The 22,749-nt window shown below is 50.7% G+C and carries 20 protein-coding genes, 1 tRNA gene and 1 pseudogene; 15 read left to right on the top strand and 7 right to left on the bottom strand.

Annotated features, from left to right (window positions below; genetic code table 11):
* Positions 1-261: 261 nt before the first annotated feature.
* On the top strand, positions 262-1,650 hold the full coding sequence (ltrA, locus tag AACH44_RS03015) for a group II intron reverse transcriptase/maturase (protein ID WP_338659501.1): 1,389 nt from the start codon (positions 262-264) through the stop codon (positions 1,648-1,650).
* A gap of 75 nt (positions 1,651-1,725) precedes the next feature.
* On the opposite strand, the gene AACH44_RS03020 is transcribed toward ltrA, so the two are convergent.
* A complete protein-coding gene (locus AACH44_RS03020; RefSeq protein ID WP_039303153.1) occupies positions 1,726-1,989 on the bottom strand; it encodes a helix-turn-helix domain-containing protein in 264 nt (87 codons plus the stop codon).
* A gap of 188 nt (positions 1,990-2,177) precedes the next feature.
* Between AACH44_RS03020 and AACH44_RS03025 the strand changes: the two genes are divergently transcribed.
* Positions 2,178-2,567, top strand: a complete 390-nt coding sequence (locus AACH44_RS03025; RefSeq protein WP_261850121.1) for a DNA-binding protein — start codon at positions 2,178-2,180, stop codon at positions 2,565-2,567.
* Positions 2,568-2,815: 248 nt separating this feature from the next.
* On the top strand, positions 2,816-3,190 hold the full coding sequence (locus AACH44_RS03030; protein ID WP_261850122.1) for a DNA-binding protein: 375 nt from the start codon (positions 2,816-2,818) through the stop codon (positions 3,188-3,190).
* Between the two features lie 78 nt (positions 3,191-3,268).
* Here the strand turns inward: AACH44_RS03030 and ispB are convergent, their stop codons facing one another.
* Positions 3,269-4,240, bottom strand: coding sequence for an octaprenyl diphosphate synthase (ispB, locus tag AACH44_RS03035; RefSeq protein ID WP_261850123.1), 972 nt, complete (start codon positions 4,238-4,240; stop codon positions 3,269-3,271).
* A 256-nt stretch (positions 4,241-4,496) separates the two neighbouring features.
* Here ispB and rplU point away from each other — a divergent pair, with 256 nt between their 5' ends.
* The 4 genes from rplU (at position 4,497) to cgtA (ending at position 7,570) form a co-directional block, all read left to right on the top strand.
* Positions 4,497-4,808: a 50S ribosomal protein L21 gene (gene rplU / locus AACH44_RS03040; RefSeq protein WP_010283026.1), complete on the top strand. Its 312-nt coding sequence runs from the start codon at positions 4,497-4,499 to the stop codon at positions 4,806-4,808.
* A gap of 19 nt (positions 4,809-4,827) precedes the next feature.
* A complete protein-coding gene (gene rpmA, locus AACH44_RS03045) occupies positions 4,828-5,085 on the top strand; it encodes a 50S ribosomal protein L27 (RefSeq protein WP_005971498.1) in 258 nt (85 codons plus the stop codon).
* A gap of 89 nt (positions 5,086-5,174) precedes the next feature.
* Positions 5,175-6,137, top strand: a complete 963-nt coding sequence (locus AACH44_RS03050; RefSeq protein ID WP_261850124.1) for a DMT family transporter — start codon at positions 5,175-5,177, stop codon at positions 6,135-6,137.
* 260 nt (positions 6,138-6,397) lie between these two features.
* A complete protein-coding gene (gene cgtA / locus AACH44_RS03055; RefSeq protein WP_261850125.1) occupies positions 6,398-7,570 on the top strand; it encodes an Obg family GTPase CgtA in 1,173 nt (390 codons plus the stop codon).
* A gap of 67 nt (positions 7,571-7,637) precedes the next feature.
* Here the strand turns inward: cgtA and dacB are convergent, their stop codons facing one another.
* Positions 7,638-9,071 carry a serine-type D-Ala-D-Ala carboxypeptidase gene (gene dacB, locus AACH44_RS03060; RefSeq protein ID WP_261850126.1) on the bottom strand — a complete coding sequence of 478 codons (1,434 nt, stop codon included), beginning with the start codon at positions 9,069-9,071 and terminating at the stop codon, positions 7,638-7,640.
* A gap of 268 nt (positions 9,072-9,339) precedes the next feature.
* Between dacB and greA the strand changes: the two genes are divergently transcribed.
* Complete coding sequence (gene greA / locus AACH44_RS03065; RefSeq protein ID WP_005971506.1) at positions 9,340-9,819, top strand: transcription elongation factor GreA; 480 nt, start codon at positions 9,340-9,342, stop codon at positions 9,817-9,819.
* A 128-nt stretch (positions 9,820-9,947) separates the two neighbouring features.
* On the opposite strand, the gene yhbY is transcribed toward greA, so the two are convergent.
* Positions 9,948-10,241 carry a ribosome assembly RNA-binding protein YhbY gene (gene yhbY / locus AACH44_RS03070; RefSeq protein WP_261850127.1) on the bottom strand — a complete coding sequence of 98 codons (294 nt, stop codon included), beginning with the start codon at positions 10,239-10,241 and terminating at the stop codon, positions 9,948-9,950.
* 143 nt (positions 10,242-10,384) lie between these two features.
* On the opposite strand from yhbY, the gene rlmE reads away from it, so the two are divergent.
* From rlmE to AACH44_RS03105, 7 genes and pseudogenes are all read left to right on the top strand, one after another.
* Positions 10,385-11,014 carry a 23S rRNA (uridine(2552)-2'-O)-methyltransferase RlmE gene (gene rlmE, locus AACH44_RS03075; RefSeq protein ID WP_261850128.1) on the top strand — a complete coding sequence of 210 codons (630 nt, stop codon included), beginning with the start codon at positions 10,385-10,387 and terminating at the stop codon, positions 11,012-11,014.
* A gap of 56 nt (positions 11,015-11,070) precedes the next feature.
* Complete coding sequence (gene ftsH, locus AACH44_RS03080) at positions 11,071-13,005, top strand: ATP-dependent zinc metalloprotease FtsH (RefSeq protein ID WP_261850129.1); 1,935 nt, start codon at positions 11,071-11,073, stop codon at positions 13,003-13,005.
* Positions 13,006-13,137: 132 nt separating this feature from the next.
* Positions 13,138-13,971: a dihydropteroate synthase gene (gene folP / locus AACH44_RS03085; protein ID WP_261850130.1), complete on the top strand. Its 834-nt coding sequence runs from the start codon at positions 13,138-13,140 to the stop codon at positions 13,969-13,971.
* A 7-nt stretch (positions 13,972-13,978) separates the two neighbouring features.
* Positions 13,979-15,316 carry a phosphoglucosamine mutase gene (gene glmM / locus AACH44_RS03090; protein WP_261850131.1) on the top strand — a complete coding sequence of 446 codons (1,338 nt, stop codon included), beginning with the start codon at positions 13,979-13,981 and terminating at the stop codon, positions 15,314-15,316.
* Between the two features lie 248 nt (positions 15,317-15,564).
* Positions 15,565-15,897, top strand: a complete 333-nt coding sequence (secG, locus tag AACH44_RS03095) for a preprotein translocase subunit SecG (RefSeq protein WP_261850132.1) — start codon at positions 15,565-15,567, stop codon at positions 15,895-15,897.
* A gap of 24 nt (positions 15,898-15,921) precedes the next feature.
* Positions 15,922-16,008: transfer RNA gene (locus AACH44_RS03100), tRNA-Leu, on the top strand.
* A 196-nt stretch (positions 16,009-16,204) separates the two neighbouring features.
* A pseudogene (locus AACH44_RS03105) lies at positions 16,205-17,282 on the top strand (tyrosine-type recombinase/integrase); the annotation flags it as partial.
* 322 nt (positions 17,283-17,604) lie between these two features.
* On the opposite strand, the gene AACH44_RS03110 reads toward AACH44_RS03105, so the two are convergent.
* The 3 genes from AACH44_RS03110 to AACH44_RS03120 are packed head-to-tail and all read right to left on the bottom strand — an operon-like array spanning position 17,605 to position 22,728.
* On the bottom strand, positions 17,605-18,006 hold the full coding sequence (locus AACH44_RS03110) for a hypothetical protein (RefSeq protein ID WP_261850133.1): 402 nt from the start codon (positions 18,004-18,006) through the stop codon (positions 17,605-17,607).
* Entirely contained in the window at positions 18,003-22,292 is a 4,290-nt protein-coding gene (locus AACH44_RS03115; RefSeq protein ID WP_338659502.1) for an RHS repeat-associated core domain-containing protein, read from the bottom strand. Before AACH44_RS03115 ends, AACH44_RS03110 begins: the two co-directional genes overlap by 4 nt.
* Positions 22,285-22,728 (bottom strand): DUF1795 domain-containing protein, encoded by a 444-nt coding sequence (locus AACH44_RS03120; protein WP_261850220.1) that lies wholly within the window; start codon positions 22,726-22,728, stop codon positions 22,285-22,287. The genes AACH44_RS03115 and AACH44_RS03120 overlap by 8 nt, the downstream gene beginning before the upstream one ends.
* Positions 22,729-22,749: the final 21 nt, after the last annotated feature.

Raw genomic sequence — 22,749 nt, forward strand, 5'->3', positions numbered from 1 at the left:
TTAGGCGGCACAGCGGGGTAAGGTGGCAAATATCATCAAAGCCCAATACTTGCACAGAACGCTGTGACGTAAAGCTGACAGGCATAAGCAGGAAGGTCGCGCGAATTACCCCGGGAGGGCTGCACGTTTGCTTCAGGGCTACCGAGCGTCGAGAGGCGACGGGATGAACGTGCAGCAGTCAGCCGAAGCCGTAGTAGTGCTGCATAACTGGCAGCATGAAGGGCTGAACATGATTAACCGTGATTAGGACACCGATACTCGATGGGAATTAATGAGGCACAAGCGCAGAGCACTGCGGCCAGCGGCAGAGGAGACGGACAGTATCCGTCAGTGCTGCATGAGGGTGCTGAAATCCCCACGGCGGTCGGTGGGCAAACGAAAGCGGAAATGCCGTTGACGATGGAAACGGTGATAACGAGAGAGAACCTGATGCTGGCCTATCAGCGCGTGGTGGAAAACAACGGCGCGGCAGGGGTAGATAACCTGAAAGTGACGGAGTTGAAGCTGTGGCTGAAACAGAACTGGGCGAGTATCAGGCAGGCATTGATTACGGGCGCCTACCAGCCGCAGGCGATACGCAGAGTGGATATCCCAAAGCCGGACGGCGGCGTGAGAACCCTGGGTATCCCGACGGTAGTGGACAGGCTTATCCAGCAGGCGATAGCACAACAACTCAGTCCGGTCGTGGAGCCGCACTTCTGCGAATCGAGTTACGGGTTCAGAAGTAACCGCAATGCGTGGCAGGCAGTGCAACAGGCACAGCGCTACATACAAAGCGGGAAACGCTGGGTGGTCGATCTGAATCTGGAAAAGTTCTTTGACCGGGTGGATCATGACATTTTGATGTCACGTCTGGCGAGGCATGTCAGGGATAAACGGCTGTTGAAACTGATATGTCGCTACCTTGAAGCGGAAATGACGAACGGGTGCGAGACAGAGAAGCGAGGTAAGGGAATGCCGCAGGGCGGACCGTTGTCGCCGCTACTGTCGAACATTCTGCTGGATGAACTGGATAAAGAACTGGAGCGTCGAGGTCACAGCTTCTGTCGCTATGCGGATGACTGCAACATTTACGTGAGCAGTCGCAAAGCAGGCGAGCATATCTTTAGGGCAATCAGGGTGTACCTGAGAGACATACTGAAGCTAAAGGTCAATGAGCAGAAGAGTGCGGTGGCGCGACCGTGGGAGCGTAAGTTCCTGGGATACAGCGTGACACGGCACAAACAGACCCGACTGAAGATCGCAGGGAGCAGTGTCGAGAGGCTGAAGGAGAAGATCCGTAGCCTGACGACAGGGCACGCGACGAAATCAGTGAAAGGCGTAATCAATGAACTCACACCGATACTGCGAGGCTGGATGAGCTACTTCAGATACACGGAAGTAAAAGGAGTTCTGGAGAAGATTGACGGCTGGGTCAGGCGTAAACTGCGCAGTCTACTGTGGCGGCAATGGAAACGAACGTATACGCGAGCCCGAATGCTAATGCGAGCGGGCTTGTGTGAAAAGCGAGCGTGGAGGTCGGCGAGTAACCAGCGAGGAGCGTGGTGGAACGCGGGGTCGAGTCACATGAATGATGCGATAAAGACGGCGCAGTTCAGACGACTCGGCTTGATATCACTAGTGGAGCAGCAACGGCAGTTCCAGAGTTAACATGAACCGCCGTATGCGGAACCGCACGTACGGTGGTGTGAGAGGACGGCGGGAGTAATCTCGCCTCCTACTCGATTAATCGGGGCGGATGAGTTTTTTTCTATCGATAAGCTCATTAGTTTCTGGATTGTAATATCGGCTGGGCCAAATCTCTGATGGGTGAATGTTTAGCGCATCGGCGATAAGCCATTCCCCTTTGGGCCAAGGGCGTGATAATGCGTTAGCTAATGTAGATGAGCTTAATCCGGCCGCTCGCGATACTGCCGCCAGCGTCGTATTTTTCTTTCGCAGTGCAGCAATGATATCAGCGGGATGCCAGTCTTGTTTCCTTAAAATCATAATCCTTCCCTTATTTGCTATAAGACGACTGTAGATTAGTGGTATAAATAACGGATGTTAGTTATATGCCGAGCTAACATGACATTATTATTTGGAAATAATATAGCATTAAATTTCCTTAAAATTCTCAATTAATTTCCAAAATAAATGCGTTTTTGTTAGGGATGGCACTATCAGGATGAAAGGCAATGAAAAAAGAGTGGTTTGCTACCAGCGAATTGGTTGGAGTCGGCGGCCTTCCGAAATCAAGACAAGGATTGAATAAGCGCGCCCGCGAGGATGGCTGGGAGAAACGTCGCCGTAAAGGCGTCCAGGGAAGGGGAGTAGAGTACTCAATTCACAGCTTGCCGGAGACGGTAAGAAAGTCCCTATTACTACTCGAAATCGAGCCTTCCGCCTACTCGGCGAGGCAGCCTGCGGCACTGGCCGTATGGATGCAAATCTATCAACAACTATCTGAAAAAGAAAGAGATGAGCTAATTGCTTATATCCTGCGAGTCGGGGTGTCTACTACGCTGAGCCAGTTGGGTATTACACCATCGAATGGGGACATTGCCTCATCAATGGAGATTAGCTGATTTGCTGCTGATGTGTGCTCTGATCGCGACGCTTAGCGAAGAGGAGAACCCGTATTTTCTTTTGCTTTGTAGCATTGTTCTGGCCGCAATGTTTTTGGCATTGCGCTGAATTTAATCATTTCTTCTATTACTTAGGTGTGTCGATAACGCGTAAAAGTTAGCGGTTTAGGTAATTATAGTCTATTATATGGAAACTTTTGGGCGAGTTGACGTAATGCCTGTTCAAAACAAACAAGGGAGTGACGAGTATGGACAAAGAATGGTTTGCAACAAGTGAGCTGGTTGGCGTAGGTGGATTGCCTAAGTCACCGCAGGGGCTGAACAAACGAGCACGAGACGACGGTTGGGAAAAGCGCAGGCGGAAGGGGGTTCAAGGACGTGGCGTCGAATACTCTATTCGCAGTTTACCGAATGAAGTCAGAAGCTCTTTGCTAGTGAAAGAGAATCCGCCAACAGAGTATTATCGCATCGATAATGATCCGACTTTGCTGTCATCTTGGGTGCATATTTTCCATCAGCTATCCGTTGATGAACGTGCCCAACTGATTAATTTCATCTTGCGTGAAGGAACAATAGCGATGTTGTCTCGGTTGGATGATGTCAACATTGATCAAACTGCCTAATTTGTTGAGCGAGTAGCGCTGCAAGGCAGCGCTACTTAGGCTGAATCAATATTTTGTCAGGAAAAATCGAACGCCACGTTAGAAATCGCGCTGTACAGCTAAGTGGGCGAGCCCTTCAAGTGCCACACGGTACGGCGTTTCCGGTAGTAACTGTAGCGCGCTGATCGCTTTATCCGCCTCTTCTTCGGCACGCTGACGCGTATAATCGAGTGAACCGCATTGCTGCATTGCGGCCAGAACTGGTTCCAGCAGATGACGCCCGTTTCCTTCTTCAATTGCTTGACGAATCAGCGAACTCTGTTCCGCATTGCCATTGCGCATGGCGTGCAGTAGTGGCAGCGTTGGTTTGCCCTCATTAAGATCATCACCCGTGTTTTTGCCGAGCGTTTTACCGTCTGCACTGTAGTCAAGCAGGTCGTCAATTAACTGGAATGCAGTACCCAGGTAGCGACCGTAGTCCTGAAGTGCTTTTTCTTGCTCTGGCGTCGCGCCTGCAAGAATAGAGGATGATTGCGCTGCGGCTTCAAATAAACGCGCCGTTTTGCTGTAAATGACGCGCATATAACTCTCTTCCGTGATATCCGGGTCGTTGCAATTCATTAACTGCAAGACTTCCCCTTCAGCAATCACGTTTACTGCTTCTGACATCAGAGCCAGCACGCGTAACGATTCAAGGCTGGTCATCATTTGGAAGGCACGGGTATAGATGAAATCTCCAACCAGCACGCTCGCCGCGTTGCCAAAGGCAGCATTGGCCGTCGCTTTACCCCGGCGCATGTCGGATTCGTCTACTACGTCATCATGTAACAGCGTTGCCGTATGGATAAATTCGATCAGTGCGGCAACAGTGACATGTTTATCTCCGTCGTAGGCGAGGGCTTTGGCTGCAAGCACGGCAATCATCGGACGTATCCGTTTTCCACCACCGCTGATGATGTAATGCCCAAGCTGGTTGATCAAAACGACGTCGGAATTCAGTTGCTCAAGAATGACTTTGTTAACAGCCGCCATATCCTGCGCGGTTAATGTTGTAATTTGTTCTAGATTCATGGTTTATGCCAACGTATATCTTCAACACTGCCGTAAGATTGCTGTTGCATATCGGCAAGATGGAACTGATTAGGCCGATTGTACTTGAAAAATGAGAGAGATAAACGGCAGTTCATACGTTGTATTCTTTTTCTTCACATCCGTTGATTATGCACTTGTCATCCTCAGTATTTTTGCGTAGAATTCGCGCCCTATTATGAATATTTATAGTGCGCTCTGAAACCTATTAACGGGTGCGCGGAAAGCGGAGTTTTATATGTACGCAGTTTTCCAAAGTGGTGGTAAACAACACCGAGTAAGCGAAGGGCAAACCGTTCGCTTGGAAAAGCTGGACATCGCAACTGGTGAAGCCGTTGAGTTTGACCAAGTTCTGATGGTTGCTAATGGTGAGGAAATCAAAATCGGCGTTCCTTTCGTCGATGGCGGTAAAATCAAAGCTGAAGTTGTTGCTCATGGTCGTGGCGAAAAAGTGAAGATCGTTAAGTTCCGTCGCCGTAAACACTACCGTAAGCAAGCAGGCCACCGTCAGTGGTTCACTGACGTGAAAATTACCGGCATCAGCGCTTAAGATTAGGAGAGCGGATTAAATGGCACACAAGAAAGCTGGCGGTTCAACCCGTAACGGTCGTGACTCTAACGCACAACGTCTGGGCGTAAAACGTTTTGGCGGCGAAAGTGTATTGGCTGGCAACATCATCGTTCGTCAACGCGGCACTAAATTCCACGCAGGAACTAACGTTGGTTGCGGGAAAGATCATACTCTGTTTGCTTTGACTGATGGTAAAGTTCAGTTTGAAGTTAAAGGCCCAAAAAACCGTAAATTTATCAGCATCGTTGCTGAATAATTTTTCGCGTTAGGTCTTACGGATTTAAGCCCCGCAATTCTTTGCGGGGCTTTTTACATTCTGATTCTGAGTAAACCATCTGGATAAGTATGAATACTAAACAACAGACGGGTATCGGTCTTTGTCTGGCGCTTACCACGGCTGTTTGTTGGGGGGCGTTGCCGATAGCGATGAAACAGGTTCTGGTGGTGATGGAACCTTATACGATTGTTTGGTATCGCTTTCTTATCGCATCGATTGGGCTTGGCATTATTCTGTCGTCCCGTAAGAAGTTACCTCCCATGCGGGTTTTCCGTTATCGGCGTTGGTGGGTTCTGCTGCTGATTGCGACGGCGGGACTATTAGGCAATTTTGTTTTCTTTAGCTCATCCCTACAATATCTGAGTCCGACGGCGTCTCAGGTTATTGGACAGCTTTCCCCGGTTGGCATGATGTTCGCCAGCGTCCTTATCCTGAAGGAAAAGATGCGTGGCACGCAGATCATTGGCGCAATCATGCTGATCTGTGGCCTAATTCTGTTCTTTAATACCAGCCTGATTGAGATTTTTACCCGATTAACGGACTACACGCTGGGCGTATTGTTGGGCGTTTGTGCCTCGGCAGTATGGGTATCCTACGGTGTGGCGCAGAAAGTCCTGTTACGGCGTCTGACATCGCAGCAGATTCTGTTTCTGCTGTATGTGCTGTGTGTTGTCTTTATTACGCCTTTTGCCAAGCCTGACGTCATTTTCCAACTTAGCGGTTGGCAGTTGATCTGCCTGTTATTCTGCGGTGCGAATACATTAATTGGGTATGGTGCGCTTGCGGAGGCAATGGCACGCTGGCAGGCTTCACAGGTTAGCGCGGTCATTACGTTAACGCCGCTGTTTACGCTGCTGTTTTCCGATCTGCTGGCGTTAGGGTGGCCGAATTTCTTTGCTGCGCCAGTGTTGAACTGGGTTGGCTATGTCGGTGCATTTGTCGTGGTTGCTGGCGCGATGTTTTCCGCTATCGGGCATCGTTTCCTTCCTGGAAAAAAAGAACCTATGCCACCATTGATAGCGAAAAAGTAGAGTAAAGAAAGTGTATTTCGGTGGGTCTCTGGCATTTTTTGACATGCAGTATGCGTTGTTTATTTTTAATACAGATGAAATTATTGGAGCAGGCAGGTACAATCCTGCTCCTTTGCTGGAATGCGTTCTGGTGCGTCAGTGTTTTAATGGTGGGTAGAAATGTATTACCTACCGTAAAATCAAAAAGTTACGCCAAAGAGAACCAATAACAAGCCTAAAACACGTAGATGTTCTCTATTGGTTTTTTGCGGAGAGAATCAATGAAGTTTGTAGATGAAGCCACAATTCTCGTTGTGGCAGGCGATGGCGGTAACGGTTGTGTGAGCTTTCGCCGTGAAAAATATATTCCTAACGGTGGCCCGGATGGGGGTGACGGCGGTGATGGCGGTGATGTTTATCTGCTGGCAGACGAAAACCTGAACACGCTGATCGACTATCGTTTTGAAAAATCCTTCCGCGCAGAGCGGGGACAAAATGGACAAAGCCGCGACTGTACCGGTAAACGCGGTAAAGATATTACGATTAAAGTCCCTGTTGGTACCCGTGTTCTGGATCAGGGTACCGGCGAGGTGCTGGGTGATATGACGCGCCATCAGCAGAATCTGATGGTGGCGAAAGGCGGCTGGCACGGTCTAGGTAACACGCGTTTTAAATCGTCCGTCAACCGGGCTCCTCGTCAGAAGACCAATGGAACGAAAGGTGAAGAACGTGAGCTGACGCTGGAACTGCTGTTGTTGGCTGACGTGGGCATGCTTGGCTTACCGAATGCAGGTAAATCGACCTTTATCCGTGCCGTATCCGCGGCGAAGCCGAAAGTAGCCGATTATCCGTTTACCACGCTGGTGCCGAGCCTCGGTGTGGTCCGTATGGATAGCGAGCAGAGTTTTGTTGTGGCAGATATTCCTGGGTTGATCGAAGGGGCATCCGACGGCGCCGGGCTGGGGATTCGTTTCCTGAAGCACCTTGAACGTTGCCGCGTACTGCTACATTTGGTTGATCTGGCACCGATTGATGAGTCAGATCCGATTGAAAATGCCAAAATCATTATCAATGAATTAGAGCAGTATGGCGCAGGTTTGGCAGAAAAACCGCGTTGGTTGGTTTTCAACAAAGTTGATTTGATCGATAAGGCTGAAGCGGAAAAACGTGCCAAAGAGATTGCGACCGCGCTTGGCTGGGATGACAAATACTATCTGATTTCTGCGGCGAACCGTGAAGGTGTCAACCCACTTTGCTGGGATGTGATGAATTTCCTGAAAGCCAATCCGAAAATGACGGCAATGGCTGAAAGCGCGCCGGAAAAAGTGGAGTTCATGTGGGATGATTATCACCGTGAACAACTGGCAGAAGTAGAAAAAGAAGCCGAAGAAGAGTGGGATGATGATTGGGACGATGAAGATGATGAAGGTGTTGAGATCATCTATCAAAAATAATTCGTTTTCCTGCTAATCTGATCTCGCCAACGCGGCCTTACCCTCAAAGTAAGGCCGCGTTGTTATTTTAGTTGCTCTGATAAATATCTTTGTAGAGGCGGCTTTCAAATCTCACCAGAGGGACGCGACGTGCGCGTTGGTCTTCTGGCGGAACGGCATAGCCTGACAGGAACTGAACGAATGCCATGCGCTGGCCGCTCGCGGTGGTAATGAAACCTGCCAGGTTGTATACGCCCTGTAAGGCCCCCGTTTTAGCTGAAACCTTACCATCAACGCCCGCTTCGTGCAGGCCGCCGCGATAACGTAGCGTACCGTCATAGCCGGAAAGCGGAAGCATTGTGATGTAATTCAGCTCATTATCGTGCTGCGCGATGTACTGTAATACTTGCATCATCGTTTCCGGTGAAACCAGGTTGTGTCGTGACAGGCCCGAACCGTCAACAACAATGCTGTTTCCTAAATCTACACCTGCTTTCTGACGCAGAATCTGGCGTACAGCATCGGCACCCGCGCGCCATGTTCCCGGTACACTAAAGCGTTCATGCCCAATGGTGCGAAAGACCGTATCAGCAATCATGTTGTCGGATTTTTTTAGCATGATAGTAAGAAGGTCATGCAGCGGCGCTGATTGTGTCTGGGCAAGCACGCTTCCTGCAGCACTTGGCTGTGTTTGTCGGCGTAGGGTGCCTTTAATGCGGATATCAGCCTGCTGCAATTCATCTTTAACGATTGCACCGGCATAGCTGGCTCCATCCTGAATAGCGAATGCAAGCGGAAGGGGGTCTGTACGCTGAGTCAAACAACCTGTGAGTGTAAAGCGATTTAATTCTCCGGGAACCACATCCAGTTCGCAGTATTGGGCATCGGGAGAGCCTTTAGCCAGCGTGCGTACTTCGCTGAACATTTGCACAGGATAATAGGATGCAACGCGGATGAATGCGTTGTCACCCGCTTTAGGCGCGCTGTAGAGCGAAACGGAAAAACAGTTACGATCGACAATGGCAGCACCCGGCGGGGCGCTGAAACACTGTGTCATGTCGTTCCAGGGCCAGCCTGGTGCTTTATCGTGACTCGCAAAAACGGAGGTGTCGATCAGCACATCGCCTGCGATTTCCTGTATTCCTCGTTTCCTTAATTCCTGCACCATATTCCGTATTTGCTGGCGTTTCAGGGTAGGGTCGCCGCCAAACCGTACGATGAGGTTACCGTTCAGAATTCCGCGGGTGACAGGGCCATGGCTTTCCATCGAGGTGATGAATCGATAATCTGGACCCAATTGTAGTAATGCAGCTAATGCGGTTATCACCTTTTGCGTACTGGCGGGAAGCGCCATTTGCTGGCTATTGAAGGCCATGCTGGGTGTTGTTGCGCCAACTTTCTGTACCAATAACGCCAAATTGGCGCCGTCTGGCAAATATTGACGATGATCCTCAACAGAAGCTGCATTGGCATGCAGAACAAAAGCGCAGGCAAGTCCGGTAACAATCGATGAAAAACGCATAATCTCAGCTAAGAACGGGGTAACGTGTGGTCATACTACGGCGCAATAAGGTCTAAAGTAAACGATGACCCTCATTGAACTCTGGGGTAAAATACGTATCAAAATGCAAAACCGCTGCTAGCCTGGAAATTTTGTTCCGGGGCTGGTTGCTTTTGTTTTATGTCCAGTGGGGACTGGCACGTTGCAGAGACTCCGTCGCCTTTGATTTTTAGCGCGTCAGGATGACGATTATTTGAGTCTTACAGACTTTTTTAGAGGTATAGATAATATGAAACAATTTCCGATGACGTTGCGTGGTGCTGAGAAATTGCGCGAAGAGCTTGATCACCTGAAATCTGTGCGCCGACCTGAAATTATTGCGGCGATTGCTGAAGCGCGTGAGCACGGCGATCTGAAAGAAAATGCAGAATATCATGCTGCACGTGAGCAGCAGGGCTTTTGTGAAGGTCGTATCCAGGATATCGAGGCAAAACTGTCTAACGCACAGGTTATCGATGTCACGAAAATGGCCGCGAATAACGGACGTGTCATTTTTGGCGCGACCGTGACGGTGATGAATCTGGATAACGATGAAGAGCAAACTTACCGGATTGTTGGCGATGATGAAGCGGATTTTAAGCAGAATCTGATTTCTGTTAACTCCCCAATCGCGCGTGGCCTGATTGGCAAAGAGCAAGATGACGTTGTGGTCATTCGTACGCCGGGCGGCGACGTGGAATACGAAGTTCTGAAGGTCGAATATTTATAAATTTTGCCATATTGTTGATTAAAACAGCAAAAATTGTAAAGAAAAGAAAAAGGCCGCTTGCGGCCTTTTCTCTAACCGAGAGGCATGGCACCTTTCCGTTAAAACCGAGTATCCTGAAATAAAAAGTGTTATCGTGGTAACACAATTTTACGTTCTTTCGCTGGGCGATAGATCACCAGTGCATGGCCAATAACTTGAACGTTAGCGGCGCCTGTTTCGCGAACAATCGCTTCAACAATCAAGGCCTTGGTTTCGCGATCTTCTGTCGCTACTTTTATCTTGATCAGTTCGTGATGCGATAATGCTTGTTCGATCTCAGCCAGAACACCTTCGGTGAGACCGTTATTGCCTAGCATGACAACCGGTTTTAACGGGTGGGCCAAGCCTTTCAGGTGTTGTTTTTGTTTATTACTTAGGTTCATTGTCTTTTTTACTTAGGTTGGGATTGAAAACGGTTCATTCTACCGCCATCTCATGATTATAACCAATTTGACTGTTCTGATTGGTAATATGTGAGAAGTTTCTCCCCACCACGAGCGTGTTACTGAGAATAGTTGGAAAATCGATGGCGAATAAAAAGCGTTCTGCAAGTTCCAGTCGCTGGTTGCAGGAACACTTTAGCGATAAATATGTGCAGCAGGCTCAGAAAAAAGGGCTGCGCTCACGTGCTTGGTTTAAACTTGACGAAATACAGCAGGGCGACAAACTGTTTAAACCCGGCATGACGGTTGTAGATTTAGGCGCTGCACCTGGCGGCTGGTCACAATATGTGGTCACGCAAATTGGTGGGAATGGGCGAATCATCGCGTGTGATATTTTACCGATGGATCCGATTGTTGGCGTCGATTTCCTGCAAGGGGACTTTCGTGATGAACTGATCCTCAAAGCGTTGCTCGAAAGGGTTGGCGATAGCAAAGTTCAGGTGGTGATGTCTGACATGGCCCCTAACATGAGTGGTACACCAGCCGTTGATATTCCGAAGTCGATGTATCTGGTTGAATTAGCACTTGGTATGTGTCGAGATGTATTAGCCCCAGGCGGAAGTTTCCTGGTGAAAGTGTTTCAGGGAGAAGGCTTTGATGAATACCTGCGGGAAATTCGCTCCCTGTTTACGAAGGTGAAAATTCGTAAACCAGACGCCTCACGTGCCCGGTCTCGTGAAGTGTATATTGTAGCGACAGGGCGCAAACTGTAGTACCCTAACGCTGTTTTTTAACACAGTTGTAATATGAGGTTAATCCCTTGAGTGACATGGCGAAAAACCTAATTCTCTGGTTAGTCATCGCAGTTGTGCTGATGTCTGTTTTCCAGAGCTTTGGGCCCAGCGAGTCGAATGGCCGTAGGGTGGATTATTCAACCTTCTTGACTGAAGTGAATCAGGATCAGGTCCGTGAAGCACGTATTAATGGGCGTGAGATCAGTGTTATCAAAAAAGACAGCAACAGATACACGACCTACATTCCTGTCAATGACCCCAAGCTACTGGATAACCTGCTAACGAAGAATGTGAAAGTCGTTGGCGAGCCACCGGAAGAACAGAGCCTGTTGGCTTCTATTTTTATTTCCTGGTTCCCGATGCTGTTATTGATTGGCGTTTGGATCTTCTTCATGCGTCAAATGCAAGGCGGCGGCGGTAAAGGTGCCATGTCCTTCGGCAAGAGCAAAGCACGTATGTTGACTGAAGATCAGATCAAGACGACGTTTGCTGATGTAGCCGGTTGTGACGAAGCGAAGGAAGAAGTTAGCGAACTGGTCGACTACCTGCGTGAACCTAGCCGTTTCCAGAAACTGGGCGGTAAAATTCCGAAGGGCATTCTGATGGTCGGCCCACCGGGAACAGGTAAAACGTTGCTCGCGAAAGCGATTGCTGGTGAAGCGAAAGTGCCTTTCTTTACGATTTCCGGTTCTGACTTCGTTGAAATGTTTGTGGGTGTCGGTGCTTCCCGTGTTCGTGACATGTTCGAGCAGGCGAAAAAAGCCGCACCTTGTATCATCTTTATCGATGAAATTGATGCTGTTGGCCGTCAGCGCGGTGCAGGTTTAGGTGGTGGCCACGATGAGCGTGAACAAACGCTGAACCAAATGCTGGTTGAGATGGATGGTTTTGAAGGCAACGAAGGCATTATTGTCATCGCAGCGACAAACCGTCCTGATGTTCTGGACCCTGCTTTACTGCGTCCAGGCCGTTTTGACCGTCAGGTTGTGGTTGGCTTGCCAGATGTTCGCGGTCGTGAACAAATTCTGAAAGTGCATATGCGCCGTGTGCCACTGTCTCCTGATGTCGAGCCATCGGTGATTGCGCGTGGTACACCTGGTTTCTCCGGTGCGGATTTGGCTAACCTGGTTAACGAAGCTGCATTGTTCTCTGCTCGCGGTAATAAGCGTGTAGTTTCGATGGTCGAGTTCGAGAAAGCGAAAGACAAAATCATGATGGGTGCAGAGCGCCGTTCAATGGTTATGACTGAAAAGCAGAAAGAATCAACGGCGTATCATGAAGCCGGGCACGCCATCATCGGCCGGCTGGTGCCAGAGCACGATCCGGTACACAAGGTGACGATCATTCCACGTGGCCGTGCACTGGGTGTGACGTTCTTCCTGCCAGAAGGTGATGCGATCAGCGCCAGCCGTCAGAAGCTGGAAAGCCAGATTTCTACGCTGTACGGTGGTCGATTGGCCGAAGAAATTATTTACGGTGTGGAGCATGTTTCGACTGGTGCGTCCAATGACATCAAAGTTGCGACGTCGATTGCTCGTAACATGGTGACGCAGTGGGGGTTCTCTGAAAAACTCGGTCCATTGCTCTATGCAGAAGAAGAGGGTGAAGTTTTCCTCGGTCGTTCCGTGGCAAAAGCCAAGCATATGTCAGATGAGACGGCGCGTATCATCGATCAGGAAGTAAAATCTCTGGTTGAGCGTAACTATGTGCGTGCTCGTGAACTGTTGATGGCAAATATGGATATTCTTCATTCAATGAAAGATGCGTTGATGAAGTATGAAACCATTGATGCACCGCAGATCGACGACCTAATGGGACGTAAGAAAGACGTACGCCCGCCAGCAGGTTGGGAGGCATCTCGCTCCGATAACGATTCAGGCAATGGCGGTACACCTAAAGCCCCTACGCCAGTAGATGAGCCGCAAACGCCTAATCCAGGCAGCAACCCCGGTAACACAATGTCTGAGTAAGCGGACGACAAATAATTCGCCCGTGATAGACATCTGTAACATGATGAAACCCCAGCCCAGGCTGGGGTTTTTTACTGGGAATGCTCTTGAAACACATTTCACGCTAACTACACCAGAATGCGGAGGTAAATCATGCAACTGGTTGCCAGAGATTCAACGTTGGACCTTTCCTGCCCACACATCATGGGTATTCTTAACGTCACTCCAGACTCTTTTTCAGATGGCGGTAAACACAATAAGCTCGATGCGGCATTACTGCACGTTCAGGAGATGGTTACTGCTGGCGCGACCTTGATCGATATTGGCGGTGAATCAACGCGTCCTGGTGCGGCTGAGGTGAGCACGGAAGAAGAGTTGGGTCGTGTGGTGCCTGTGGTTGAAGCCATTGCTAAACGTTTTGACGTCTGGATTTCGGTCGATACCTCAAAGCCGGAAGTGATGACGGCGTCAGCGCAGGCAGGTGCACACCTGATTAATGATATTCGCGCTTTGCAAGAGCCTGGTGCTCTGGAGGCGGCAGCGTCAACGGGGTTGCCTGTGTGCCTGATGCATATGCAGGGTATGCCGAGAACCATGCAGCACAAACCGCATTATGCTGATCTGCTGCAGGATATCGGAAATTTCTTTCAACAGCAGATAGAACGTTGTGTGAGTGCCAACATTCCGAAAAATAAGCTATTACTGGATCCTGGGTTTGGATTCGGTAAGAATCTTGCTCATAATTACACGCTTCTGGCTCGTCTGAGCGAGTTGCATCGCTTTGAGCTGCCTCTGCTAGTTGGCATGTCGAGGAAATCCATGATTGGACAACTCCTTAATGTGCCGCCAACGCAGCGTGTTCATGGAAGCGTCGCCTGCGCAGTCATTGCGGCGATGCAAGGCGCGCAGATTATTCGCGTCCACGATGTTAAAGAAACGGCTGATGCTATGCGCATTGTTGAAGCCACCCTTTCTGCGAAGGAATAAAAACAAGATGAGTAACCGCAAATATTTTGGTACCGATGGTATACGTGGCAAGGTCGGCGATACGCCGATTACACCTGACTTCGTACTTAAATTGGGCTGGGCTGCTGGGAAAGTACTCGCGCGGCATGGTTCGCGTAAAATTATTATCGGTAAAGATACCCGTATCTCTGGCTATATGCTGGAATCGGCACTAGAGGCTGGGCTTGCCGCCGCAGGGTTATCGGCCTCTTTTACTGGCCCGATGCCTACGCCAGCAGTTGCTTATCTTACTCGGACATTCCGTGCTGAAGCCGGTATCGTTATTTCTGCTTCTCATAACCCCTATTACGATAACGGTATTAAATTTTTCTCCATTGATGGCACCAAACTGCCGGATGAAGTAGAAGAGGCGATAGAAGCTGAGCTGGAAAAGCCACTGACGTGTGTTGAGTCCGCGGAGTTAGGCAAAGCCAGCCGGATTGTTGACGCTGCTGGGCGTTATATCGAGTTTTGTAAGGGGACATTCCCGAGTGAACTGAGCCTCAATGGCTTGAAGATTGTCGTCGATTGCGCCAATGGTGCTACTTATCATATCGCCCCAAGCGTATTGCGTGAGCTTGGGGCTAAAGTCATCGCGATTGGCTGTGAGCCGGACGGTATGAATATCAATGAAGAGTGTGGCGCGACGGACGTTAGGCAGTTACAGGCGCGCGTGCTGGCTGAAAAAGCGGATGTTGGGTTGGCATTTGACGGCGATGGCGATCGGCTCATCATGGTCGACCATTTGGGCAACAAGGTCGATGGTGATCAGATTCTGTATATCATCGCCCGTGAGGGCTTGCGCCAAGGGCAACTCCGTGGTGGTGCGGTAGGAACCCTGATGAGCAATATGGGGCTTGAGGTTGCGTTAAAGCAACTGGGTATCCCGTTTGCTCGCGCCAAGGTGGGCGATCGCTATGTGTTAGAAATGATGCAGGCAAAAGGGTGGCGCATTGGTGCGGAAAATTCTGGTCATGTCATCCTGTTGGATAAAACCACAACGGGAGACGGTGTGATCGCTGGTTTGCAAGTACTTACTGCGATAGTGAAAAATCATATGAGCCTGCATGATCTATGCAGTGGCATGAAGCTGTTTCCACAGATCTTGGTTAATGTACGGTTTACTGGCGAAAATGATCCGCTGGAAGACAGCAATGTGCAGCAGATTACGCAGGATGTAGAAAAAGAATTGGCCGGACGCGGACGAGTATTGCTGCGTAAGTCTGGTACTGAGCCACTGATTCGCGTCATGGTTGAGGGTGAACACGAAGAGACGGTGATTGTGCTGGCTAATCGTATTGCTGATGCAGTGAAAGCTGTCAGTTGAGGTTTTTTTGATTCACCAATCAGGTAGATAAGGCTTTCGATATGTGCAGTATGTCGAAAGCCGCTGTTTTTTTCTGCAATCAAGCGGTGGTCGCTAAATTACCCTTGCGTAGGTTACATCCTTTGGTTAGTATTCAGACCCGCTTCATAAGGGATGTTCTACATCCTGTTTAGCGGAATGACACGCGGTTTGCCGCCAGAATATAGCATCTCCATGAATTATGGGGAAAACGGTTAACGGGTACGACTATGTACGAAGCTCTATTAGTGATTTTCCTGTTAGTATCGATCGGGCTTGTTGTCTTGATCATGCTTCAGCAGGGTAAAGGTGCTGATATGGGGGCCTCGTTCGGAGCAGGTGCTTCTGCCACTTTGTTCGGTTCGAGCGGTGCGGGTAATTTCATGACCCGCATGACTGCGATATTGGCGACCCTGTTCTTCATTATCAGTCTCATTCTGGGCAACTTGAGTTCGCTGCAGAAAAGAGGCGGTGCATGGGATAACCTAAGCCAGCCAGAAAAAGTGGAGCAGACGACAACGCCTGTTGCACCTTCAACGCCAGCGAGTGACATTCCGAAGTAAGCGTTTTGAAGCAGTAATTGTGATGCCGTGGTGGTGGAATTGGTAGACACGCTACCTTGAGGTGGTAGTGCCCGATTGGGCTTACGGGTTCAAGTCCCGTCCTCGGTACCAACATAAAATCAATAGACGTCAACTGACGTCTATTTTTTTATCTGAATCCCATGGATTTGCTGGTTTTCCTTTCTGTTCTAACTCTCCGACGTCAACCTGATTCAGCCCACATCAACATACTGGTGAGTATATATTTTGGCACTATGATGTCTTATATACTCAATCCTCACCGCAAGCACATGCGAGGACATTGATAATGGCCCTGACAGATACCAAAGCGTTCTGCAAAACCAGAAGAAAAAGAGTATTCACTGACGGACGGTGATGGCATGTTTCTGTTGGTTCATCCCAATGGTTCCAAATACTAGCAGCTTGCGATTTCGTTTTCCCGGTAGGCAACATTTGATGGCGCTGGGCGTCTATCCTGAAGTTTCCCTTTCAGATGCGCGTCAGAAACGTGATGACGCGAGAAAGTTGGTCGCGGCAGGCATCAACCCACGCGAACACAAGAAAGCAGCACAGGCTGAACTACAGTACAGGATGAAGCCAAAACGTTTGAAGCGGTAGCCAGAGCTTGGCACGGCGATAACAAGAAATGGTCGGAACTGCATGCGAACGCATCCTGAAGGGATTAGTTGAACATATCTTTCCCTATATCGGCAAAAGGCCCATTGCGGATCTGCGGACAAAAGATCTGTTACCACCCATCAAAGCGGTAGAGCGTTCAGGTCGGCTAGAGGTCGCCACGCGATTGAAGCAACGTGTCACTGCGATCATGACCTATGCCGTACAAAATGGCTGATTGATTATAATCCGGCGCAAGACATGGCTGGTGCAGTTATCTCTGGCAAAGTCATGCATCGACCTGCCTTGCCGCTTAACCGTCTCTCTGAGCTTCTGGAGAAGATTGATGGCGCGAGTTTACCAAATTGGTTATTAACCTCTCCTTGCTGATATTTATCCGCTCCAGTGAACTGCGTTTTGCCCGCTGGCCTGAAATTGATTTTGATAATGCCATGTGGACGATTCCCCCTGAACGTAAACCTATCCCCGGTGTGAAGTTCTCTGAGCGAGGTTCAAAAATGCACACGCCGCATCTGGTGCCGTTGAGCCGTCAAGCGTTAGAGATTCTCAGAAAAATACGGGAAATCAGTGGTCACTGTGAACTGGTTTTTATTGGCGATCATTCGCCCAGAAAACCGATGAGTGAGGGAACGGTAAACAAGACACTACAAAATATGGGCTATGACACCAAAATGGAAATCTGCGGCCACGGCTTTCGTACCATGGCCTGTAGTTCACTGATTGAATCGGGATTATGGTCGAAGGATGCCGGTCAGTATCACCGCGTTCGATGAACAGGCGGTGGCACAGTGGCTGAGGGGATTTCCGGGTGGGCTTAATCTGGCAGGGATGGAGAACGGGCGGTAAATAACCGCCACGGAGCGGCGGATAAAATAAAGCCGGAAGGATCATTGGGATCGCTTCCGGCTTTATTTTATTTCTGGCTAAATCTGCTTATCCATCCATCTTCCGTGAATAATATCACCAGATAAGCCATCACTTATTTCATTAATATTAACATCTGACACTACTATTTAGCAGGTAAAATAAAGCCGGAAGGATCGTGGGATCGCTTCCGGTTTTTATTTTATATCACCATGATTTCATTGCGGTTGAAAATAAATTTTCTTCAAAATAAATTTTCACACCTTGGTTCGTTATCAAAATAATTTGCCCGTCCTTTTCTTCTTCTAAATAACGAATATCAATTTCATCTAAATAACCTTTAAAGTCATCGATAGATGTACTTCCAGTTATTTTGTTTTTATTAACATATAATTGTAACACGCGAGATATTTCATACTGAACCAAGCACAACTTATAATTATCAAACAAAAACTCGATGCCCATATAGTAAATAGCAAAAGAACCCGATCGTCTATCTAACTCAAATGATTTACTATTTTTTAAACCACCCAATACAGTTTCATAAAACTCACCAAAAACAAAAGACGTTCTTCCATTAATCAGAAAGGATTGAAAAGTCATGTTCATATTATTTCCCCCAAGATTTCTTTGAACCTAATCAAACCCCTTTCCGCCTGTTGATAAATACCTGAACTAGGCTTCCCATGATTAATTACCTGTTCAAATTCTTGGATCGCTCTTTTCGTTTGAGATACAGCTTCACTCATAACTTTAGAGTTATTTGCCATATCTTTAATGACTTTATCTACTTCTTTTAAAACCTTACGGTCATTTGTCATTTCACCCCATCTAAACCACTGACCGTCATTACCTAATCTTGCTTCAGATACCTTTCTTCCATTAACAAAAATATCAGCATGGGGTCCTTTAACAAGGACATCATCACGGTATGGTTGCATTTTTACAGAACAACCAGCCAACCCGAATGGGTCGATCCAACAGACTGGATTCTGAACATACCCGTAATTGCTTTCCCCACCCCCTATCCCTATCGGGTCAGGCGAGACATAGCATCCACCCGTCGGGTCATAGTACCGAAATCTGTTATAGCACAAGCCGCTTTCAGCGTCACGGTATTGCCCGGCAAACGCCAGTCCCGGATCGAGTTTTTCAATATTATCGGTATAGCGCTGGCCCCATAAGTTGGTACGCGGAGCCTGCCAGCGCAGTTCGCCTTGCGGATTAAAAATGGCCTGCGGTTCGCCGTTATGGCCGCTGGTGACAAAGTCCGTTTCCCAACTGCCGTCTGTATTTTGCCGCTGTTGTACCAGCAGCTCCCAGCCGTTATGTACCCAGTGGCGGCGGCTGATAAGCTGGTTGTCACGATAGTGCCGCACTTCGGCAATCTGGTCGCCGTCCCACAGGTAGCGGAGTTCGTCCTGCGTTTGCTCACAGCGTTTGCCGATACGTCGTCCGAACGGGTCGTAGCGGTAGTACCAGCGTTCTCCTGTCGGCGTGTCCACGACTCTAAGCTGATTACGGCTGTCCCAGCGGTAGTGCCACACCTGCGGCCGGTAGCCCGGCTGCACCACCTGTTTACGTATCAGCCGTCCGGCCTTGTCGTACTGGTAGTGAGTGTTATCCTGCTGGGTCAGGCGTCCGGCCTGCCAGTCGGTCAGGCGGGTGGCGTCCTGTGGCAGGCCACTGCGGGTGTAGCGGTATTGTTCTTCAGTATTGATGCTGCGCCCCGCGCCACCGCTCAGTACTGACAGCACCCGTCCGCTGGCATCGAGCTGATAGCCTGCCGCCTCGCGGTTGCGTCGGGTGCCGGTCAGGTTGCCTGCACCGTCGTAGAGGTATTCCCGCATCTGGGTGGGGTGCAGGCGACCGTCCACCGACTGGCCACTCATTTCCCGCGTCAGCCAGCCCATGGCGTCGTATTCACGCTGCTGTGTAAAACCGCCATTGCTGTGGCGGGTAGATTCACGTCCGGCGGCATCATGAGCCAGCGTTAACTCCGCGCCATCCGGCAACTGTACCTGGCGCAGTTCACCCGTCGCGCTATAGCGGAAGGTGCTGGTCAGTGCCGCACTGTCCTCTTCACCGTCCCAGTGCAGGCTGCGGGTAACGGTGTGCGATGCGTCCTGATAGTGGCGTCGGATGACCGAACCGCTGTTGTACTCCTCTACCACACGGTCGCGCTCGTCATACGCCAACTGGATATGACTGGTGGCGGACGTGACTTCAGTCAGCCGACCTGCCGCGTCATAGCGGTAGTGCAGGGTGTCGTCCGGCGCGGTTTCCTTAATCAGCAGTCCACGCCCGTCGTACAGAAAGTGGCGGGTTTCTCCTTCGCCGTTGCGCAGGCTGATGCAGTGACCGTCTTCATCGTAACCATAGTGGGTTTCCGTCCCCGCCATGTCACGTTCACGTATGACACGTCCGTCTGCATCCAGCCACCACTGCCAGCGGTTGCCGTCCGGTGCCGTAACGCAGACAAGCTGCTGGCTTTCTTTGTCGTACTCATACTGCCAGGTGCGGCCTGCCGCATCGGTGCGTGAGGTCAGCAGGTCGAACGCGCCATAGGTTTGTGCCCATACTGCGCCGTTACCGTCGGTGTAGTTCAGCAGGTTGTTATGTTTGTCGTACTGGCGTTGCTCTTGCTTGTCATCCGGGCGCAGCAGTTGCTCCGGTAGCTTCCAGCTTGCACGGCGATAACCGAGGCGGTAGGTTGAACCGTCCGGGCGCGTCCAGCTTGTGAGTCGGTCCTGCGGGTCGTAGCGCAGTTGCTGAGTGCGGGATTCTGCATCCGTGGCACTCATCAGGCGCTGCCGGTGGTCATAAAACAGGCTGGCCTGTACCTGACCGTTCTGGTCGCTGACTTCAGTCAGCAGGCCGTAACGGTTCCAGGCAAAACACACTTCGCTGTTGTCCGGCCCGGTCAGGCTCTGCGGATTACCGGTGCTGTCGTACTGCCACGCCCAGTGGCGCGCGAGCGGGTCGGTAATCCCGACAAGCCGCTCATGGTCGTCATACTGGTAGTGCCACTGGTGGCCGCTGCCGTCGGTAAAGGTACTGACCAGCCCGGTATCATCCAGATAGGCAAATTCCACCACCCGCCCTGCCGGAGAGATTTCCCGCAGCAGGTTGCCGACGTCATCGTATTCATAATGGGTGACATGGCCGAGTGGGGATTTCTCCCAGGCCATCAGGTAGAGGTCATTGAAGCCATATTCACTGCGTTGGCCCTGTCCGTCAGTCATCACCACGCGGTCGGTCAGGTACTCAAAACCGGCGGTCAGGTAGCCGTCAGCACAGGTGGTGTAAATGCACCGCCCCTGAAGGTCATACTCATAATGCGCCCAGGTTTTATCGTTGTCGTGCCAGCGAGTCAGACGGCTATGGTTGTCATACTCGTAAAACAGGTGATAGGCATGGGCGGCATCCGCCTCGACCAGTCGCCCCTGTTCGTCCTGCCGGTATTCGGCCAGCATGGTTTTCTGGCCGCCATCAATGCGCTGTATCTGACGCAGAAACTCACCCTGCCACACCAGCAACAGCTCGATGCTGTCGCTGTGCCGTATTTTACGCAGGTAGCCTTTGGGGTCGCGGAGAAAGTCGATACGATTCTGGTGGTTGTCGGTAATGGCCGACAACAGCAACTGGTCGCCCTGCTTGACGGTAAAGGCACGCCAGGTCTGGCTGTCGCGGTGCCACAGGTGAAAACCGTTATGCTGCTTGACCAGTTTAAATTCGGGGTATTCGGCGCAGTACACCACGGTGGCACCGAGCCCGAAAGTAAAGTCGATATCGTAGCCCTGCGCCAGCGTAATGGTGACATGGGGGTCACCGTTATCGTCGCTGAGGGTCGCGACTTCACTCCAACTATCGTGCCAGCCGTGTCCCAGCAAGCCAGTGTGGGGGCTACCAGAGCGGTAGGTGCGTTCAAACAACAGAGGAATGGTCTGGCCCAGTTCCAGATCGAGGCGTTTTTCAATGACCTCGCCACTGGCGATATAGACGGGGTCTTTCAGGAAGCCGCGAACGGATTCGGTGACACGCGCCAGTCCTTTACTGTTCTTAAAACCATTTTTGGCACACTCTACGGCACTACGGAGTCCTTTCAGGGCGAATGATGCCCCGGCCTGCATGCCCCTCAGCACCGCCATCGGCCCTTTAGTGAAGAGTTTGCCCAGTCCCCGAAACAGGCCCCGGCTGGGGGGCACCAGAAACTCCACCGCGAGTATCAGCGCCTTCTGCCAGCCACTGAACTCATCCTGAACCTTGAGCGGCGAAGCCTGACCGGAGCCGAAGAACACTGTTGAAGCCCCCTCTTTGAGGGTCGCGCCGCACACAGTTTTATCCCCCACCCGTGCGGCATGGTAGCCCTCAACGAACACGGTTTCACTGCCCTGGGCAATCAGTTGCGGGCCGTTATGTTTATCGCAAAGCACCGCATCGATTTCGGCGCGGGACACTGGGTTGCCCTCGACAAACACGGTCTTTGAACCACCTTTGACCATACCCGACGCAGGCATGACACTGTCTACCATGGCAGCGGTCTTTCGACTGACATCGGAGATTAAGCCACTCAACGCGAATACAGCCCCGAATCCAAGCGCCAGTTTGGCTGCACCGATAACCAGAGCCAGTCCTGCTCCGCCCGTTACCCCGGTTAACAATACCAGGCCGGCAACGACAGCAGAGGCAGCGGCAAACGCGACGGCGGCGACCAGCGCCCCAGCCACCGCACCAAGCAGCGCCCCCAGAAAGCTGCTGTGTTTGATAGCCTTGCCCGGTGAGGTCGGCGGCGAGCCGCTGCCGGGTGCCGGTAAATCAGGCGGTAACGTCGGTCGATTGCCCGCGTGCATCGCGCCCACCCGTGCAATACGGGAGAGGATTTCATCACGCATGGCGGCCAGCCTTATCCTCCGCTGTGGCAGGTTCAGCCGCATTAAACGTCTCAATCACGGCCAGCAGCTCCGCTTTACGGGCATCACTCAGCACCTCGGCAGCGGTAATGGTGAACGTCAGCAACAGGTTACCCCGCACCTGCATCACCACTACCTGATGCATTTTCCCTTCCGGTGACTGCCAGGTGTATTCCAGTGCGGGAGCGGGCACGCCTGCCAGCGTCAGTTCCCAGGACAGCACCTCGTTGTAACCCGTGAGATGGGTAGAAAACTGTTCCAGCGTTTTTTCATAAACCGTTTCCGCTGCCTGACCGGGTTCCGTCGGGGTGCGGTTCACCACCAGGTTAGTGGTTTCATCCGGCAGGACAAAAACGTGCAGGGATTCATCACGCCACTGCGCAGGAATAGCCAGCGTGCCTTCGTTCATCTGGTACATGTTCACGTGTCCTTGTTCTTG

It is taken from the genome of Pectobacterium araliae (assembly GCF_037076465.1).
GTDB lineage: Bacteria > Pseudomonadota > Gammaproteobacteria > Enterobacterales > Enterobacteriaceae > Pectobacterium > Pectobacterium araliae.

Coding starts and splice junctions, on each gene's coding strand:
- AACH44_RS03050 (WP_261850124.1), top strand. CDS start 5,175: ATGAATACTAAACAACAGACGGGTATCGGTCTTTGTCTGGCGCTTACC.
- AACH44_RS03030 (WP_261850122.1), top strand. CDS start 2,816: ATGGACAAAGAATGGTTTGCAACAAGTGAGCTGGTTGGCGTAGGTGGA.
- dacB (WP_261850126.1), bottom strand. CDS start 9,071: ATGCGTTTTTCATCGATTGTTACCGGACTTGCCTGCGCTTTTGTTCTG.
- ftsH (WP_261850129.1), top strand. CDS start 11,071: ATGGCGAAAAACCTAATTCTCTGGTTAGTCATCGCAGTTGTGCTGATG.
- ltrA (WP_338659501.1), top strand. CDS start 262: ATGGGAATTAATGAGGCACAAGCGCAGAGCACTGCGGCCAGCGGCAGA.
- AACH44_RS03120 (WP_261850220.1), bottom strand. CDS start 22,728: ATGTACCAGATGAACGAAGGCACGCTGGCTATTCCTGCGCAGTGGCGT.
- AACH44_RS03115 (WP_338659502.1), bottom strand. CDS start 22,292: ATGCGTGATGAAATCCTCTCCCGTATTGCACGGGTGGGCGCGATGCAC.
- rplU (WP_010283026.1), top strand. CDS start 4,497: ATGTACGCAGTTTTCCAAAGTGGTGGTAAACAACACCGAGTAAGCGAA.
- yhbY (WP_261850127.1), bottom strand. CDS start 10,241: ATGAACCTAAGTAATAAACAAAAACAACACCTGAAAGGCTTGGCCCAC.
- cgtA (WP_261850125.1), top strand. CDS start 6,398: ATGAAGTTTGTAGATGAAGCCACAATTCTCGTTGTGGCAGGCGATGGC.
- AACH44_RS03020 (WP_039303153.1), bottom strand. CDS start 1,989: ATGATTTTAAGGAAACAAGACTGGCATCCCGCTGATATCATTGCTGCA.
- AACH44_RS03025 (WP_261850121.1), top strand. CDS start 2,178: ATGAAAAAAGAGTGGTTTGCTACCAGCGAATTGGTTGGAGTCGGCGGC.
- ispB (WP_261850123.1), bottom strand. CDS start 4,240: ATGAATCTAGAACAAATTACAACATTAACCGCGCAGGATATGGCGGCT.
- rlmE (WP_261850128.1), top strand. CDS start 10,385: ATGGCGAATAAAAAGCGTTCTGCAAGTTCCAGTCGCTGGTTGCAGGAA.
- rpmA (WP_005971498.1), top strand. CDS start 4,828: ATGGCACACAAGAAAGCTGGCGGTTCAACCCGTAACGGTCGTGACTCT.
- folP (WP_261850130.1), top strand. CDS start 13,138: ATGCAACTGGTTGCCAGAGATTCAACGTTGGACCTTTCCTGCCCACAC.
- AACH44_RS03110 (WP_261850133.1), bottom strand. CDS start 18,006: ATGAACATGACTTTTCAATCCTTTCTGATTAATGGAAGAACGTCTTTT.
- glmM (WP_261850131.1), top strand. CDS start 13,979: ATGAGTAACCGCAAATATTTTGGTACCGATGGTATACGTGGCAAGGTC.
- greA (WP_005971506.1), top strand. CDS start 9,340: ATGAAACAATTTCCGATGACGTTGCGTGGTGCTGAGAAATTGCGCGAA.
- secG (WP_261850132.1), top strand. CDS start 15,565: ATGTACGAAGCTCTATTAGTGATTTTCCTGTTAGTATCGATCGGGCTT.